Below are 16,011 nucleotides of genomic sequence, written 5' to 3'. Positions count from 1 at the left end.
GCTGAATACTAGGGAGTAGCAACTATTTTTTCGTACGTGAGATAGGCCACATTCCCCAGCTTGCCCAAGCCGAAAGCACACCTAGGGCAACAATAAATAATACGCCCCACCAACCCACCGGCAACGGAACAGTTGCGCCAAGCAGCCCGCTGTTGCCAATAATATGTCCGCTAAGATTTTGCCACAACGTAATATAAAGCCACCACGCCACCGTTAGCCAACCAAACACCATGCTAATAACACGCATCGCGGGGCTTAGGCGCATTCCCAGCAAAAACGGCAGCGCAAACACTTCGTAAATAACAAGCAGCGCCGCAAGCACCATAGCAAAGCTCTCGCCGCCAGGTAGCCACATTGCAGCAAGAGTAGCTGGAAAGTCTTCGTAGCTATATAGTTGGGCAACGGCCATTATCATAAATATCGCGGCAAGCGCGACGCTCATCGTACGGACGTTTTCGGTTTTTGGTTTTACCGCTGGTGTTGAATCGACAAAAAAGCTCATGCCTGTAGTATACGCCAGACCGGGCATGATGGAAAATGTTGTATTTTCTTCATTTCGCTTGCGCTTTCTTAAAATATCGCGTATTGTACTAATCAGCGAAGGTTACAAAAACAAACATTACTCCAACAAAAAATATGTTGTGACTGCTCGCACTACGATAACCCACCACAACTAAAAACGTCCTGGTTTTGCCAGGGCGTTTTTGTGTGGCGTTCTTATTTTATTCTGCTTTAAACGAGTTCTGAGCGCGCCATTTTTCAATATTAGCATGATTGCCACTAAGCAAAACGTCAGGCACGACAAGCCCCCTAAAGTCCTCTGGGCGGGTGTATTGGGGGAACTCTAACGTTTCGCCGTCGCTAAAGCTTTCGATCTCGGCACTTTTCTCACCGCCAAGTACGCCAGGAATAAGTCGTACAATACTATCTATGATCGTCATGGCAGGTAACTCGCCACCAGTCAGCACGTAGTCACCCACGCTCACCTGCTCATCTACAAGCGTTACAATACGCTCATCGTACCCCTCGTAGCGGCCACAGATAAAAATAATACCCCGTTCGTCGTCTGCCCACTGCTGCGCCAAAGATTGTTTCCAGCGCTGACCGCGAGGCGTCATGAGCGCCACCTTGGCCGTTGGATCGTTCGCTTTTGCCTTTTCGACCGCAGCAAACAACGGCTCTGGTTTTAATAGCATGCCGTCGCCACCACCGTACGGTGTATCGTCTACTTGCTTGCGGGGGCCGATTCCAAAATCTCGCAGATTAATCAGTGTAAATTCAGCCGCGCCTTTATCTTGCGCCTTCCACATCATGGAATTGTTCAAAACACCTTCGAACATCTCGGGAAATAGGGTTATGACTTGGATTTTTTTCATTGCTATTAGTGTATCACCTCTGTAACAGATTGACAAGTTTAATAATTTAATGTATAGTATTCGTATCGACATTTGTCGTATACCGCGCACCACCCTAGGAGAAGTCATGCCGTCACCGGCAGTCATTCGAGAGATTCTGGCCGACCCGGCGTTTCACGCCAACCTGAACGCACGAGCGGCGGCCCTGAAGGAAGGTACTCGCCCCGAGGACCTTCAGCAGAACACCGACGCGGCGGCGATCGTGGCCCAAGCGGACGCCGCTGCTACCGCCCGAGACGAGAAGAAGGGATTCCTGGCCGAAACGCGAACCAAGCTGGCACTCAGCCGCCTGCTCGTGGCCTACGTGAACACCTACTTCCCCGACCTCTGATGCGCGCCCCGAGTGGACCATGGTCGCCCCGGCGAAACCACGGCCCGCTCGGGCATCACCAAAGCTATCTACCTTTGTATATGGTTTTGGCGATGCTATAATTTAGTAAAGATCCGGGGGTAAAATGGAATTTGATAAGGACAAACCTGTCAGCGACGAAGAGCGTCGTTTAGCAGAGGCAAAAAAAGTAACCGTGCAGCCAATTCATGCCAATATCACACCAGATGATATTTCGGATTCGGAAATTGCCGCCTCGCATATTAATGGGCAACCTATTGCCAACCCACCAAACGATATCGAGCAAGACACCCCGCCCGTTCGTCACTTAGATTCAACAGACAATCAAGCCGATCCAAAGACTAGAAAGCAAGCTCTTAGTCTTATTGCCGTTACGTTGGTAGTTGCAGGCCTAGCTATTGGCGCTAGCCTCTATTTCGTCCTGCGATAATTATCATTGAAATCACGAAACCCACCATTTTTCAGGTGGGTGACTTTCGTGACACATACAAGGCTCTCAACAAATATGTTTTGTTGCTCGCATAGAGCTTCATTTTTCTCGCAGTTCAAGAGTTGTTCTGAACTGTTTATGATTATATATCGAGATCATCGAGTTCTGCAAGCTCTTTTCGAGTGTTTCTTGCAAGATTCGATTCCTTATCCACAGGTTCATCTGTAGAGTTTTTCACAGGCTCGTCATCTGAGGCCTCAGATGAGATAGTATAGTTTTCACGCTCGTCGTCGTTATTGACGATTTTAAGATTGTACCTGGCGTCGTTTTTAGTACCAAGTGCTCGTAAAAGCGTCCGTAGGCTTTGCGCGGTCACACCCCGTTTTCCAATAACACGACCAAGGTCGTCTGGATTGACGGTAAGCGTTAATAGCACACCCTTTTCATCGATGAGTCTATCAACAACAACATCGTCTGGGTAACCTACGAGAGATTTTACGATATATTCTACAAATTGTTGGTCTATGGTCGACATCTTGCCCTCCGCTTTCCGTCTTCAGTCTACAACTAATATCGTACTTTCTATTGTATCACGAACAAAAAAGGGCTTGTCTATGCCTTTTTTCATTTTTATTCGCCTAAACACATAATTAATTTATGTACTTAGGTGAATCACAGAGTAGATCCACATGCCTAGCTGGCGGCGAGGTCGCAAACGCAACCTCGCCGCCAGGGGTCAATCAGGCGGACGGCCCGCCGATGCTCTGCCCGATCGCTTGGATCAGGTTGAGCTCCAGCAGGAAACGGTCGAACTTGTCTGCACGCCTGAGCGGACGCGGCATGGACTTCCGGACTTGTCCGGCATAACGCACCTTCAGCCACTCATCGCCGCCCTCGATCTGCTTGACGATCGAAGCGACGTACCTGCGCTCACGCCAGGCGTCGATCTTGCCGGCGATGCCGGGAAGAACGAAGCCGATGAGGCGCCTTCCTGCGATGTAGCAGGCGAGCGCCGCGACGATTGCAGCGAGGATGATGATCACGAACTGGTCTCCTAGATTGAACCTCGGATAGTGCTGTGAACTGAGTACCTTCTTCAGGCTACGCCGCGTTCCGGCGCAGATCGAAGCCCTCCTTCGTACGCACGTTGATCACGTCGATGATGCGGGCGTGCCGGTTGGCAGCCGCGATCTGGTCGAACTCGGCCGCCTCGGGGTGTCCCTGCATGGTGCCGTAGGTGTTCTCGTGCTCGGGACGCGGCAGCAGCTTGGGCGTCCGACGCTCGACGTACCGCTGGAGTTCCCAGCCGATGTAGTCGTTGCCGTCGAGGATGGCCTGAGCCGTCTTGCTGATGAAGCGCTGCTCACGCCACGCGTCGACCTTGTCGGCCGTCTGCGGCATGAAGTAGCCCACGAAGTACTTCGCGGCCTGCACCAGCGCGGCGGCCAGCCCGAGGGCGAGCGCGGCAAATACCAGGTACTTCACAATGCCTCCCGTTATCTCTACTCTGTGGATGTGCGCGAATCTACGCCCAAACTGTGGTTTGGGGTATTTCGTTGCTAAAATATTATACTAATTAAGTAAGCTTTTGTCAATTAAGGCGTGGCAAAAAATAACACCCTCTACGGATGTTATTTTACTTTGAAGCGCTTGTTAGGCTTCGGTTGTTTCTTCGGCTTCTGCAGGAGCTTCTTCTTTTGGCTGGTTCTTGCGAAGTTTTTCAGCGTTTCGGATAGTCTTCTGTTTGTCAGTCGCAGCTTCTTTTACCCAGCTTGGAAGCTTAACGCCAGCATCCTTGAGGAGCTTAACGATACGAGGTGATGGCTGAGCACCATTGTCGAGGTATTTTTGAGCAGCTTCTACTTGAATAGTTGCTTCTTTAGTGTGTGGGTTGTAACTACCAACATAGGCAACAACACGACCACTTGATGGGTGGCGCTGAGATTCCTGTACGGCTAGGCGGTACACAGGGTAGCCTTTACGGCCGATACGTTGCAAACGAATTGCGAGCATAAAAATTGAACTTCCTTTACTTCACTCTTAGACTTGTTTATAGTTCTTGGACAAGTTTACACTGTTTTAACACCTAAGTCAATCTTGAGAACGCTTTTCGTAGGCCTTTAGCGCCGCTCGTGCAGCCGCCTGCTGCGCAACCTGCTTACTTGGGCCGCTTCCTTGGCCCATAAGTCTATCTGCAACAAAGACGCCTAGGGTAAAGACCTTATCGTGATCTGGACCGATTTCCTCTAGAACTTTATACACGGGCGTATGGTTGTCGATACGCTGGGATACCTCTTGAAGGTGCGATTTCGGGTCGCGCCAGCTACCAGAGGCAATAATTTCATCGAGCTTCGACAGGATATGTTTCGTTATGAACGCTTCAGCGTCCGCATAGCCTCTCTCGAGGTAAATCGAGCCGATAACCGCTTCAAACGCGTTGGCTAAAATCTGCTGACGTGCGCGCTGGCTGCCGTTTTTTTCGCCTTTGCTCATGCGAATAAGCGATTCGTAACCAAGCTTATCACCAGCCTCGCCAATACTTTCGGTACGGACAAGCGACGCGCGCCAACTAGTTAAAATGCCTTCGGGTTCGCTAAAGTTCCGAAACAAGTAGTCGGTAACAACCAGCTCAAGAACAGCATCACCCAAAAACTCTAGGCGTTCATTGTGTTCGTTGACGCTCTTTTTGTGCTCGTTGACATAACTACGGTGCGTTAGTGCGGTAATAAAAAGATCGATGTTTTTATATTCAAAGCCCAGGTGCTCTAGTGCAAATTCCTGGTAGGGTGTTACTTGCATACCACTCATTATAGGTTCTCCTGGCGGATTCGTTTCATGGCGAGAAGCATCAGTTTGCCGATATCCTCGTATTCGATAACATCGAGCGCTTCATGGAACTTGAACCATCTGATGCCGTTCATCCACTCTTCTTTTTTAATTGCGTTCGTGTCGCCTTTTGCGCGCACGAGATAGATTTGCGTTGTCATAAGGACCAATCGGTCGACGCGTCGGTAGCGGAAATGGATTTTTCCTAACCACCCCAGCACTTCGGTATCATGCAGGCCTGCCTCTTCACCGATTTCGCGCTTCGCAGTTTGCTGGGCCGTTTCACCCTCTTCGATATGCCCTTTCGGAATTGTCCAGCGGTCTTTTGCATCTTGGATGAGGAGTATTTCTACTTCATTTTCTTTGTTGCGGCGAAATACAACGCCTCCGGCCGTTGGCTCGCGAACTATCTCTTGGATCGAGGCGCCCGGACGTCGAAAGTATTTTTTAAATCGTTCAAACTTTGGATTCTGCATTGTCTGAGTTCCCTTCGACAAGTGTGCGGTAAGCGGTGCCAAGGACACCGTTTACAAACTTGCTTGAGTTATCAGAACCAAACGCTTTGGCGAGCTCTACCGCCTCGTTGATCGCAACTTTCGGCGGAACAATCTTGGCAAGATGAAGTAGTTCATACAGACCAATACGCAGAATAGACCGGTCGATCCGGGCTATTTGCTCGATAGGCCAATCAGGCGCGATAGGCTGGATTTTTTCATCGAGATCGGGCTGCTCGGCAATAACGCCTTTTACTAAGCTGCTAACAAAATCTTTGTCTTCGATAGCCGATTCGTAACGCTCAAGATTGCGTCCTAGGATTTCATCGATATCCACCGAAGTATCTTCAGAGCCTGTACGAAATTCGTACTCGTAAAGGCTTTGCAGTGCGACGATTCGTCCAAGGTGGCGGTTTGAGGCCATAGGTTTGGTTCTTTCTTTTGACTAACGGTTTGTTTAAAGGTGCATTCTAACAGCGAATGCTATTTTTTAGCTGGTGCTTTTTTAGCAGCAGGCTTTGCAGCTTTCTTAGGGGCAGCGGTTTTTGCAGCCTTTGGTGCAACAGGGGTCGCAACATCTTTTTTGCCAGTTTCACGCTTTGTCGTGTGAACTTTAACCGGTGACTTGCCGTTAACGCGGCGAGCAAGGTTAAGCAAAAGATGGCTACGGCGTGTGCCGGTCTTGCGAGGGCTACTCTGTTTTTTTGGTTGTCCCATGTAAAAGATCTCCTTTATAGGTTGTGATAATAAAACTTAGAGATATTATAACGAAGTTATCGTTATTTCTCAAGAGCATATTTGACGTACGCCCCTTATGTGGTGCGATAGCGCCTACTTTATAACGATATTAACAAGCCGGCCCGGAACGTAAATAACCTTCACTGGCGATTTGCCACCCAGGAACTTCTGAACGTTTGGCTCATTTTGTGCGGCTTTTTTCACCTCATCTTCAGAGGCGCTAGTAGGTGCCTCTATCTTGCCACGAAGCTTACCGTTTACCTGAACGATAATCGTTTTCATGTCGCCAGCCTGAAGATAGGCGTCGTCCCACTTTGGCCATGTGTCGATATGAATGGTTGTTTCATAGCCCATTTGGTGCCACAGCTCTTCGGTAATATGCGGTGCGAACGGCGAAAGCACCTGAAGAAGGCTTTCGATCGCGAACTTCCAAGCGTCCGACTTGTTGATTGGGTGCGATTCTTTTAGCTTGTAATAACCATTTACCGCTTCCATCATCGTTGAAACTGCAGTATTGAATTTGTCGTTTTCGATATCGCTCGTTACTTTTTTAACCGTTTTGTGAGCAATAGAAAGAATTTGAGCTTCCGCCGCTGGATTCGTGCTTGATTCAGTCGAGTCGATATATTCCTGGGCAAGTGTCCAGACACGATTAAGGAACCTGTACGTACCCGGAACACCACGCGTATCCCATGGCGCTTCGATATCATATGGCGCAATAAACATTTCGTAAAGGCGCAGGCTGTCGGCACCGTAGCCGCTATCCATGATCTCTAGCGGGTCAATCACATTGCCTTTAGACTTACTCATTTTTAGACCGTCTGGCGCCATAATGTAGGCGTTATACATCATGCGGCTAAACGGCTCGGGGTGCGAAACAAGGCCGAGCTTGTGAAAGAATCGCATCCAAAAACGCGAGTACAGCAAGTGCGCAACCGCATGATCGGCGCCATTGTAGTAATCGACAGGACCCCAGTGAGCTTCGGTTTCTGGGTTCCAGGCCTGCGTATCGTTGAACGGATCCATGTAGCGAAGGAAATACCAGCTGCTACAAGCGTAGCCATCCATCGTGTCGGTCTCGCGTTTTGCGGGCTTATCACACACAGGGCAAGTAGTATTTACCCAATCGGTCACCCCGGCAAGCGCCGAAATATTGCCATCTTTCGGCTTGTAATCCTCGACATCTGGCAAAATAACCGGCAGCTGGTCATCTGGAACTGGCACGGCTCCGTGCTCGTCACAGTGGATGATAGGGATCGGTGCACCCCAATAACGCTGACGGCTAATAAGCCAGTCACGCATTTTGTAGACAACCTTTGAATTACCAAGCCCCTGCTCTTCTAGCCACGCAACAATCTCTTCGCGAACATCTTCGGATCGACGACCGGTAAAAATACCCGAGTTGATCATTTGACCTTCGCCGACGTGCAGCATTTTGCTTCCGCTAAACCAATCTTGAATGAATGGTAATTCCGTAACAGGTGCAAGCGTTCCGATATCTTTTTTATCAGTCCAAACCACCTCAAAAGATTCGTGTGCCTCTAGCTTTTGCTCGTCGCGTTCAAGATCTTTTAGCTCAAATTCCAAGATTGTCGAAATAATATTGCGGTTCACATCTTTGTGGGCAGCGTAAAAATTAGCGTTCACCTTGAGCGGCATCGTGCGCACATGGATAAGGTTCTTGTAGCCTGTTTCTTCGCGAATTTCGCGCATTGCGGCGTCAATCAATTCTTCGTCGTCTTCAACCCCACCCGTAATAAACGTGTGCCAGTCGTGCTTATTCCACTTTAGGGTCAGGTATTTATCTTCGGTAGGATGTTTTACAATACACTGCACCACTGTACGACGCGTGTCTTCCTTGTCTTCTTGCGGCGGATTTGCGGGATCGGTCACCGATGGGGCAATTACCTGAACAATAGGAATATTAAACTTTTCGGCAAACGCAAAGTCGCGTTCGTCGTGTGCAGGAACAGCCATAATTGCACCGGTTCCGTAGCCCACTAGTACGTAATCGGCAATCCAAATCGGCACTTTCTCACCATTTACCGGATTAATTGCATAGCTACCACTAAACACACCTGTCTTTTCGCGGGTATCATTCATGCGCTCGATTTCTGATTTGCGAGCCGCCTCTGCAATATATGCCTCAACCGCCTCTTTTGTGTCGTCGTTCACTAGTTTTTTCGCTAGCTCGTGTTCTGGGGCAAGCACCACAACAGTCGCACCAAATAGGGTGTCGGGGCGTGTTGTAAATACCGTAATCGCCTCGTCGCTACTATCAATCTTAAATTCGACTTCTGCACCTTGTGACTTGCCGATCCAGTTTTTCTGCATCGTCTTCACCATTTCGGTCCAATTCAAATCGTCGGTCGCTTCCAGCATTTCGTCGGCGTATTCGGTAATCTTAAAAAACCACTGTTTTAAGTTTCGCTTCACCACCTGATTGCCACAACGCCAACATCTGCCGCCCTCTACCTGTTCGTTTGCAAGCACTGTTTGGTCGGTTTCGCACCACCACTGCGGGCTTTCTTTTTGGTAGGCGAGGCCGTGTTCGTATAGCTGGTTAAAAATCCACTGAGTCCAGCGATAATACTGCGGGTCGGCAGTGCTGATCTCTTTCGACCAATCATAGCTATAGCCAAGTCGCTTTAGCTGCTTTTTAAAATGAACTTTCGCCTCGTCGTGCGCCTCGCGAGGTTTTTTACCCAGTTTAATTGCATAGTTTTCAACCGGTAGCCCAAAAGAGTCCCATCCAATAGGGTTATACGCATTAAAGCCCTGCTGCCTTTTGGCGCGGACTTTAATGTCGCTAAATTGGAACGTTCGCCCGTGTCCGATATGAATCCCGGCACCTGTAATACCTGGCAGCATACTCATGCCGAGATACTTGGGCTTTGAATGGTCGTCAAGATCTACCTTGTACGTGCCATCCTGCTCCCATTTTTCTTGCCATTTCTGTTCGATATCGGAGGGATTATAGCGCTTCATGTCCACTAGTATAGCAAACTTTTCACGCCCCTGTTAGCCATATGGTAGCTAATCTATAATTCAGAGATTTGCGACTGTGTCATGCCAGTCATAGAAGTTCCATACAATTGGTTCATAACAGCTTCTTGCATTTTTTGGAATTCGATCATAACATCGTTAATCGATTTTGTGTCGCGAGGAATATCAATACTTACCGTTTGATTAAAGACCGGCTCAACCACCATGGTTGACTTATTATCTGCTTCGTTCGACTTAACGCTGAGCTTGGTAATTTGGTGCGTCCACGTGTTCACCCAAAGTTCTGTCGTCGTGGTCACCTCTTCAGTTTTATCAAGCGAGGATAAGTCTTTTTCATCGATAACGATGCTTTTATCGCAGGCATTGAGATCTTTGTAGATTTGCGTATCTTTCAGACCAAGAATAAATGCCTTCAGCTTCGCATTATCACCCTTTAGTTCGTAGCCCTTACTGCCATTTTGCTCACCAAGATCTTTTACAATGGCGATAAAACGGTTCTTCTCATACAAGCGACCGATCTCAGCCGTCATCGCCTTATCTTGCTGAAACTTCGCCATGGCGTCCTGCGTACATTTTTGTGTCTCGCTAGTTTCTTGGCTTAGTGACTTTGTATCCTCGGCACTTATTTTGATCCATTTGTCGTTGATTTTACTTGCAAAGTCATTAATAGGTTGCGCTACCTCTGCGGATGCTCCCCCGCCCAATACACCATCGAGGAATGTTATCACTAGCTCGCTTGCGTTTGCGACTTTTACATACATATCGCCTTTAAATTCCACAACCGCCCCACCTTTTACAGCAACGTTCTTGCCGCCGCTTGTCATCGTAAAGTCAAGGTCGGCGCTCATAGCGGCTTCGTTCGCTTTGCCCATAACTATCAAGCGCATTTTAGACTCGTCGTTCGAATCAATGGTTGCGGTATATGTTGCGGTTTTTGCCTGCATTGCATTCAAAATACCATCAGTTACTACCTTATCGGGGTTCTGGTACCACAAAAAGTACGCAAGCGCCGTTCCCACACCCAGCAGTGCAACAACAACCGCAACAATAATCGCGATAAGTTTACCATTTTTCTTTTTTGGTGCAGGCGGAGGTGCCACGGGCGCATCCATAGAAGCAAACTGGGGTGTCGGTACAACAGAAGGCTCCCGCTCAACTTCTGGAACTACCGGTGTGGGCGGCGGAGTTACTGGTTGTATGGGTTTGTTGTTCTGATCGTCCATGTTAGCCTCCATAGCTATATAAATACTTATGGTTAGCTTAACATATTTTTAGGCAAATTTAGAGAAATACTCGTCTTTGATCTTCATCCATTTTGGCGATTGGCGAACAAGTTCAGGCTCTTCACTCATAACACAAAGTACCTTCACCGCTTCTTCGGCATAGATACCCCCTTGAGAACCCTTGGCAAGCACCGCCGCACCTTCCTCTAGGACACTATGCGCAAAAGAACCCGCATCGATTGCCGACTTAAAGCTTTTTACCTGGCAGCCGCGCGCACGTGCGGCGGGTGCAAGATATTTTTCAGCCTCATCGCCAATAGTAATTACCCACGACAGTACATTAGGGTCGCACATGTTTCCTAATTTTTCGTGCTCTGCCGAAGACGTAACGCCAAGTTCGTTCATACTCCCTAGAATCGCGATTCGCTGTGGCGCCTGAAGACTATAAAGTGCCTGTAGTGCCGAGCTGGCAGCAAGTGGGCTTGAATTATATGTGTCATCTATAATAATAGAGTTTTCAACACCTTTTAAGACATTCATTCGCCCTGGAACGGCCCGAATAAGCGCAAGCCCCGCGGCAATCTCTTGAGGCTCAAGCCCCATTTTCGCCGCAACGGCAACTGCCCCCATTGCGGGTCGCAGCGAATGTTCACCAACAACCTTGATCGTTGCCGGAATCGGCTGGTCAAAATCTGGCGCAATAACCGCCCCTACATATCCATTATCAACAGTAAAATCCTGTGTTTCAAAACGATATTCAGCCAGACCTGTCGTGCCATACGTATCGACATTTGGATTCGTCAGAAAACTTGCGAATCTACTTTCAATATCATCACGGTTAATAACGGCAATCTGCGAAAAATTCGCCGCCGCTAGCTCTTCTTGGGCAACAGCTTCAATACCCGTAAAGAACTCCATATGCTCGGGCGTTACTGCTGTCACTACCCCAATGTATGGTTTTAGATAGGCACCAAATTTAGCAATATCGCCAGGATGATCAGTTCCAATTTCGGCAATAATAACATCAACACCACTTGGTTGTTTTATACGCTCTCGTGCAGCGCTAAATATCGATAGCCAAGCGCCAATGCTTTTTACGCGGCCCGGATAATCGATACCAAGGATCGCCAGCGGCGCACTGAGATGCGTATTATGATTACCCTCGTGCAGTGCTACGCGGTATTTTTGCGAAAGTAGCGTTGCAATCGCGCGTTTTGTACTGGTTTTACCCACACTACCAGCAACAACAATCAGTTTTACTTCGGGGTGTTTTTTAAAATACTTAACAACGTATTTTTCGAGCTTCTTCTGGATATACTTCTTAAACATACTTATGTCTAATCATAAACGATTTTGAGAGGTATGGCAAAAGTGCGGCGGTTTATCTATTCATATAGCCAAAGCATCCACAAAAGCGGGCGCTCCTGGTAATAGATAATCGCCTGCTCTAGGCCACGCGCAGCCTCACCGGTTATTTTCTCACCCTTATCGGTTGTAAATTTAGGCTGCAACTCACCGCTCACTCGCTCTCTAGCAAAAAAGTAGTCTGTAACCCCCAGGCGATACGACCTACCCGGCGTCAATGATTTAGGTTTTGAACTCTCCCTTGCATCGCCCTTCTTTTCCCGAATTCGGCTTTTTGTAATAACCGCCCCTGTTTCTTTGTTTATACAATACCCACAATCCCTATCCATACAGCGAATAGCGTCTTGCGTTTCGTATGCATTTACCTTGCGTTTCGTCACGTCGTGACACGCAGGACATTTAACACCTTTTCGGATCGTAAAACCTTTAATCTTTATTTCAAGGCAGTGCAGTGCCTCTATGCGCTCCGCAGCCGACTGAACACGCTCTGGTCCATCGTCTATCTCTGATTTCTCTTCGCTTACTACCGTGTCGCACATAGTGACGGAGGTTGAATTTTGAAAAGCACTTTCAATCGACGCGGCTGCTCCGTCGCTGTCACCCGCCGCAACTCGTTCGTGCGCTTCATAATAGTGCCTTGCGGCTTCTTCACCAAAAGCAGCCTCGGCATATTCGGGATGGTCACTACAGATCTTGCGAAGGCTGGCAAGCAACATGCGGGAATATGCTTTATTTTCCTCGCTAAATGAAAGATTTTTAGCCGCGATAATATCGTACGTGTCACGCGCGAGCCGCTTTACCTCGGGCCCAATTTGCGCCTCACGTTTGATTGACGTGCGCAAAAGCTCGGTATAGCGATCTTTCGACGCCGCGCCCTCAATAGGTACTCCGCAAAAAACAGGAACACCCAGCCTCTCACTTGCAAACGTATCCAGCATTTCCGCAGCCGAAGCAACGCCTTCTCGGAATGATTGTTTTCGAAGTAGCACAGGCCGCGACAAAATAGCAACCTCGCCCAATTGGTCATCATCTGGCATGGCGCCCCATTCACGCAAAAGCCTATTTGCATCCTCAGTGTTGCTATTGTCTAAATATACCTGCTGCGTCTTGCGAACCCACTTACCTGTCACGGTTTGGTCAAAACTTAAAAAACGCACCATCAGCGTATTACCCTTGGTGTCTGGGCGCGATGGACTCACAGCCGCAAGGTAATAATCGTTCCGCAGCGTAGTGTTATGGTAATGCGCGGCAGCCATAAATTCCTCGGCAACCTCGGCCGCACAGACATCGGGCCGGCTTTTCGGTGCCGCCCGCAAAAATATCTCCCAGTGCCGCATAGCGCCAATTGTGGCCTCGCCCGATTCATTAAGGTCTGCCGTAATTTCCGAGATATGTCCGCCCTTTAATAAAGCCTCGGTGTAGGCCGTTCGGATATCGTTTTCGTGGTTCTGATACGCAGCCTCGGCCTCGGGCTGATTCATTTCGGCAAACGCCACCGCCATACGCGCACCGCCCAAAAGATCGGTCATAGGGTCGGCTTCCGACATCTTAGCTTCTGCGTTATTGCGCCGCTCGACCACCATTTCAGTCGCTCGGCGTCGCATTACCCCGTCGGGATCGAGCAACTCCTGAGCATCAATAACAGGACGGTATTCGTACATAACCGAATCTACCGCCTCACGCTGCTGCGCCAAAAAGTATTCGCCTTCTCGCAGGTCCGCCTCGACCGCTATTGTCATAGTATCCCCTTAGAACTTGTCTCTAGCATGAATCATACGCTACTGGTGGTGTTATATCTGTGATCTACGCACTAGACAGGTGTGATATAAGTCTCACGATAAGGGCTACTACCAGAGGTGGAGCCTTAAAAAATAGCATTTGTTCATGAATTTCCTTGACGCATTTCACTACTACGTGATACTATATAGCAGTAATAAGTAATACTACATAGTAAAGGAACCAGTTTGGATAATATAACCGAAATGCTAAAAGGAGTGCTTGAGGGCTGCGTACTCGAAGTTATCAGCCGCAAGCCAACCTATGGCTACGATATTACTCAACAGTTGCGAAAGCTCGGTTTTACCGATGTCGTTGAGGGAACCGTATATACGATCCTCGTACGACTCGAGAAAAACGGATTCGTAGATATTGAGAAAAAGCCGTCCGAAGTTGGCCCACCCCGAAAGTTCTACAGCCTTACCGAGGCTGGCCACAATGAGCTTGCGGTATTCTGGGAAAAATGGAAGTTCGTATCGTCAAAAATTAATGAATTGAAGGGATAACAAAATGGGAAAGATTATAAACACAATTATCGGCGACCTTGGCGAAAAGAAAAGGTACAACGCCCTAGAAAAACGCGCGAAAGCATTGCCGGCTGAATATGCCGATGCTTACCAAAGCATCAAGCACTACCTATGGAACACGTCGGGCATTCTTACCATCGACCCACTCGTTTCGCTTGTTGACATGCTCGAAGAAGCTGCCGCAGATAACAGGCGCGTCGTAGATATTACCGGCCCCGACGCTGCTGCATTTGCCGACGACTTGGTACGCGGCGAAAGCTCATACAAAGACCAGCAGCGCGAAAAGCTCAACAAAAAACTAAATAAAAACGGAAAATAACGATGGCAAATACAATCATTGCGGTCGATGGGTTGCAAAAATCATTTAAAGACACGAAGGTACTAAACGGTGTCAGCTTTACAATCGAGCGCGGCCAAATATTCGCGCTACTTGGTTCGAACGGCGCCGGCAAAACCACAACTATCAAAATCCTCTCTACCCTGCTACGCCAAGATGCAGGCACGGCGACTGTAAGTGACTACGATGTCTCTACTCAGCCAGATAAAGTACGCGAAGCAATTAGCCTAACAGGCCAGTTTGCGGCCGTCGATGAAATCCTGACAGGCCGCGAAAATATCATTCTCGTTGCCAAGTTGCGAAACGTCGCTAACCCTAGCAAGATCGCCAGCCAGCTCCTTGAGCAATTTGGTCTTAAGGATGCCGCCGATCGCCGCGCCGGTACATATTCGGGCGGAATGATGCGAAAGCTCGATATTGCCATGAGTCTTGTTGGTGATCCCGCTGTTATTTTTCTCGATGAACCTACCACCGGCCTCGACCCAGAAGCCCGCAAAGAAGTTTGGAAAACAATCAAATCACTTGCTTCTAGTGGCACGACTATTCTTTTAACCACGCAGTATCTAGAGGAAGCCGAGCATTTAGCCGACAGAATCGCAATCCTTCATGGCGGTAAAATCATCGCAAACGGCACGCTTGGCGAATTAAAAAAGCTACTGCCACCAGCCGAGAAACAATACATCGAAAAACAGCCCTCGCTTGAAGATATCTTCTTTGCGATAACCGGCAAAAAGGAGTCAAAATAATGAACGCCCTACGGCAAACCTCAGTACTATTCGGGCGAAGCATGCGCCATATTATGCGCAGCCCCGACACGATTATTACGGTCGCTATTATGCCGATCATGATGATGCTGTTATTTGTTTATGTTTTTGGTGGCGCAATTTCTACCGGCACCGAAAACTACGTTAACTACCTATTGCCTGGCATTCTACTTATTGCTGTTGCCTCGGGCGTTTCGTACACAGCATTTCGCATATTCACCGACATGCAAAAAGGAATCCTCAGCAGGTTTAATTCTATGCCAGTCAATCGCTCGTCGATTTTATGGGGTCACGTTCTGACATCGATTATTTCCAACGCCATTTCGATCGCGATCATATTTTTGGTCGCCCTCCTTATGGGATTTCGTTCGAGCGCCGGAATTATGGAATGGCTCGGCGTTGCCGGCATACTGTTTCTGTTTACCTTTGCGTTGACGTGGCTTGCGGTCATACCCGGCCTAAAGGCAAAAACGATCGATGGCGCCAGCGCATTCTCGTACCCGCTTATCTTTCTGCCTTTCATTAGCTCGGCATTCGTTCCTACCGACACAATGCCAACTGTCGTACGAGTATTTGCCGAAAACCAGCCGGTTACCTCTATTGTCGATGCCATACGGGCGCTACTAAACTCTGGCTCTGTCGGAAGCGAACTATGGATTGCACTTGCTTGGTGTCTGGCAATTACGATCGTCGCCTACTTTTTTGCAATGAAAACGTACAAACGACTAGCGTAAGGCAAGCCTTGTGCACAAATAAAATAC

20 protein-coding genes are annotated in these 16,011 nt (G+C 48.5%); 6 read left to right on the top strand and 14 right to left on the bottom strand.

Going from position 1 to position 16,011, the window contains the following annotated elements; translation table 11 throughout:
- Nucleotides 1-22: 22 nt before the first annotated feature.
- Together HZB75_01825 and trmD are read right to left on the bottom strand one after the other, a co-directional pair.
- Complete coding sequence (locus tag HZB75_01825; protein QQG51224.1) at nucleotides 23-502, bottom strand: hypothetical protein; 480 nt, start codon at nucleotides 500-502, stop codon at nucleotides 23-25.
- A gap of 220 nt (nucleotides 503-722) precedes the next feature.
- Nucleotides 723-1,376, bottom strand: coding sequence for a tRNA (guanosine(37)-N1)-methyltransferase TrmD (gene trmD / locus HZB75_01820; protein QQG51223.1), 654 nt, complete (start codon nucleotides 1,374-1,376; stop codon nucleotides 723-725).
- 106 nt (nucleotides 1,377-1,482) lie between these two features.
- Here trmD and HZB75_01815 point away from each other — a divergent pair, with 106 nt between their 5' ends.
- Together HZB75_01815 and HZB75_01810 are read left to right on the top strand one after the other, a co-directional pair.
- Nucleotides 1,483-1,746, top strand: a complete 264-nt coding sequence (locus tag HZB75_01815) for a hypothetical protein (protein ID QQG51222.1) — start codon at nucleotides 1,483-1,485, stop codon at nucleotides 1,744-1,746.
- Nucleotides 1,747-1,870: 124 nt separating this feature from the next.
- A complete protein-coding gene (locus tag HZB75_01810) occupies nucleotides 1,871-2,194 on the top strand; it encodes a hypothetical protein (protein QQG51221.1) in 324 nt (107 codons plus the stop codon).
- A 142-nt stretch (nucleotides 2,195-2,336) separates the two neighbouring features.
- Here HZB75_01810 and HZB75_01805 read toward each other — a convergent pair whose 3' ends face one another.
- The 12 genes from HZB75_01805 to HZB75_01750 form a co-directional block, all read right to left on the bottom strand.
- Entirely contained in the window at nucleotides 2,337-2,729 is a 393-nt protein-coding gene (locus HZB75_01805) for a KH domain-containing protein (protein ID QQG51220.1), read from the bottom strand.
- Nucleotides 2,730-2,934: 205 nt separating this feature from the next.
- Entirely contained in the window at nucleotides 2,935-3,237 is a 303-nt protein-coding gene (locus HZB75_01800; protein QQG51219.1) for a hypothetical protein, read from the bottom strand.
- 58 nt (nucleotides 3,238-3,295) lie between these two features.
- Nucleotides 3,296-3,679, bottom strand: coding sequence for a hypothetical protein (locus tag HZB75_01795; protein QQG51218.1), 384 nt, complete (start codon nucleotides 3,677-3,679; stop codon nucleotides 3,296-3,298).
- A 168-nt stretch (nucleotides 3,680-3,847) separates the two neighbouring features.
- Nucleotides 3,848-4,207 (bottom strand): 30S ribosomal protein S16, encoded by a 360-nt coding sequence (rpsP, locus tag HZB75_01790; protein QQG51217.1) that lies wholly within the window; start codon nucleotides 4,205-4,207, stop codon nucleotides 3,848-3,850.
- A gap of 78 nt (nucleotides 4,208-4,285) precedes the next feature.
- Nucleotides 4,286-4,993 carry a ribonuclease III gene (gene rnc / locus HZB75_01785; GenBank protein QQG51216.1) on the bottom strand — a complete coding sequence of 236 codons (708 nt, stop codon included), beginning with the start codon at nucleotides 4,991-4,993 and terminating at the stop codon, nucleotides 4,286-4,288.
- Between the two features lie 8 nt (nucleotides 4,994-5,001).
- Complete coding sequence (locus HZB75_01780) at nucleotides 5,002-5,496, bottom strand: NUDIX domain-containing protein (protein QQG51215.1); 495 nt, start codon at nucleotides 5,494-5,496, stop codon at nucleotides 5,002-5,004.
- Entirely contained in the window at nucleotides 5,477-5,938 is a 462-nt protein-coding gene (gene nusB / locus HZB75_01775; GenBank protein QQG51214.1) for a transcription antitermination factor NusB, read from the bottom strand. Before nusB ends, HZB75_01780 begins: the two co-directional genes overlap by 20 nt.
- 59 nt (nucleotides 5,939-5,997) lie before the next feature.
- The gene (locus HZB75_01770; GenBank protein QQG51213.1) at nucleotides 5,998-6,231 is read right to left on the bottom strand and encodes a hypothetical protein; all 234 of its coding nucleotides are present in this window, start codon (nucleotides 6,229-6,231) and stop codon (nucleotides 5,998-6,000) included.
- 114 nt (nucleotides 6,232-6,345) lie between these two features.
- Nucleotides 6,346-9,240, bottom strand: a complete 2,895-nt coding sequence (locus HZB75_01765; GenBank protein QQG51212.1) for a class I tRNA ligase family protein — start codon at nucleotides 9,238-9,240, stop codon at nucleotides 6,346-6,348.
- Nucleotides 9,241-9,293: 53 nt separating this feature from the next.
- Nucleotides 9,294-10,481: a hypothetical protein gene (locus tag HZB75_01760; protein QQG51211.1), complete on the bottom strand. Its 1,188-nt coding sequence runs from the start codon at nucleotides 10,479-10,481 to the stop codon at nucleotides 9,294-9,296.
- 48 nt (nucleotides 10,482-10,529) lie between these two features.
- Nucleotides 10,530-11,810, bottom strand: coding sequence for a UDP-N-acetylmuramoyl-tripeptide--D-alanyl-D-alanine ligase (locus HZB75_01755; protein ID QQG51210.1), 1,281 nt, complete (start codon nucleotides 11,808-11,810; stop codon nucleotides 10,530-10,532).
- A 56-nt stretch (nucleotides 11,811-11,866) separates the two neighbouring features.
- On the bottom strand, nucleotides 11,867-13,585 hold the full coding sequence (locus HZB75_01750; protein ID QQG51209.1) for a hypothetical protein: 1,719 nt from the start codon (nucleotides 13,583-13,585) through the stop codon (nucleotides 11,867-11,869).
- Between the two features lie 225 nt (nucleotides 13,586-13,810).
- Here HZB75_01750 and HZB75_01745 point away from each other — a divergent pair, with 225 nt between their 5' ends.
- The 4 genes from HZB75_01745 to HZB75_01730 are packed head-to-tail and all read left to right on the top strand — an operon-like array spanning nucleotide 13,811 to nucleotide 15,984.
- The gene (locus tag HZB75_01745) at nucleotides 13,811-14,128 is read left to right on the top strand and encodes a PadR family transcriptional regulator (protein QQG51208.1); all 318 of its coding nucleotides are present in this window, start codon (nucleotides 13,811-13,813) and stop codon (nucleotides 14,126-14,128) included.
- Nucleotides 14,129-14,132: 4 nt separating this feature from the next.
- Nucleotides 14,133-14,468, top strand: coding sequence for a DUF1048 domain-containing protein (locus HZB75_01740; GenBank protein ID QQG51207.1), 336 nt, complete (start codon nucleotides 14,133-14,135; stop codon nucleotides 14,466-14,468).
- A 2-nt stretch (nucleotides 14,469-14,470) separates the two neighbouring features.
- Nucleotides 14,471-15,232: an ATP-binding cassette domain-containing protein gene (locus HZB75_01735; GenBank protein ID QQG51206.1), complete on the top strand. Its 762-nt coding sequence runs from the start codon at nucleotides 14,471-14,473 to the stop codon at nucleotides 15,230-15,232.
- The gene (locus HZB75_01730; GenBank protein ID QQG51205.1) at nucleotides 15,232-15,984 is read left to right on the top strand and encodes an ABC transporter permease; all 753 of its coding nucleotides are present in this window, start codon (nucleotides 15,232-15,234) and stop codon (nucleotides 15,982-15,984) included. The genes HZB75_01735 and HZB75_01730 overlap by 1 nt, the downstream gene beginning before the upstream one ends.
- The last annotated feature ends 27 nt before the right edge of the window (nucleotides 15,985-16,011 follow it).

This window comes from Candidatus Saccharibacteria bacterium, from assembly GCA_016432585.1.
Classification (GTDB): Bacteria; Patescibacteriota; Saccharimonadia; order Saccharimonadales; family Saccharimonadaceae.
The sequence above is the reverse complement of the archived record's forward strand: the minus strand, read 5'-3'. Positions and strand labels throughout refer to the sequence as shown.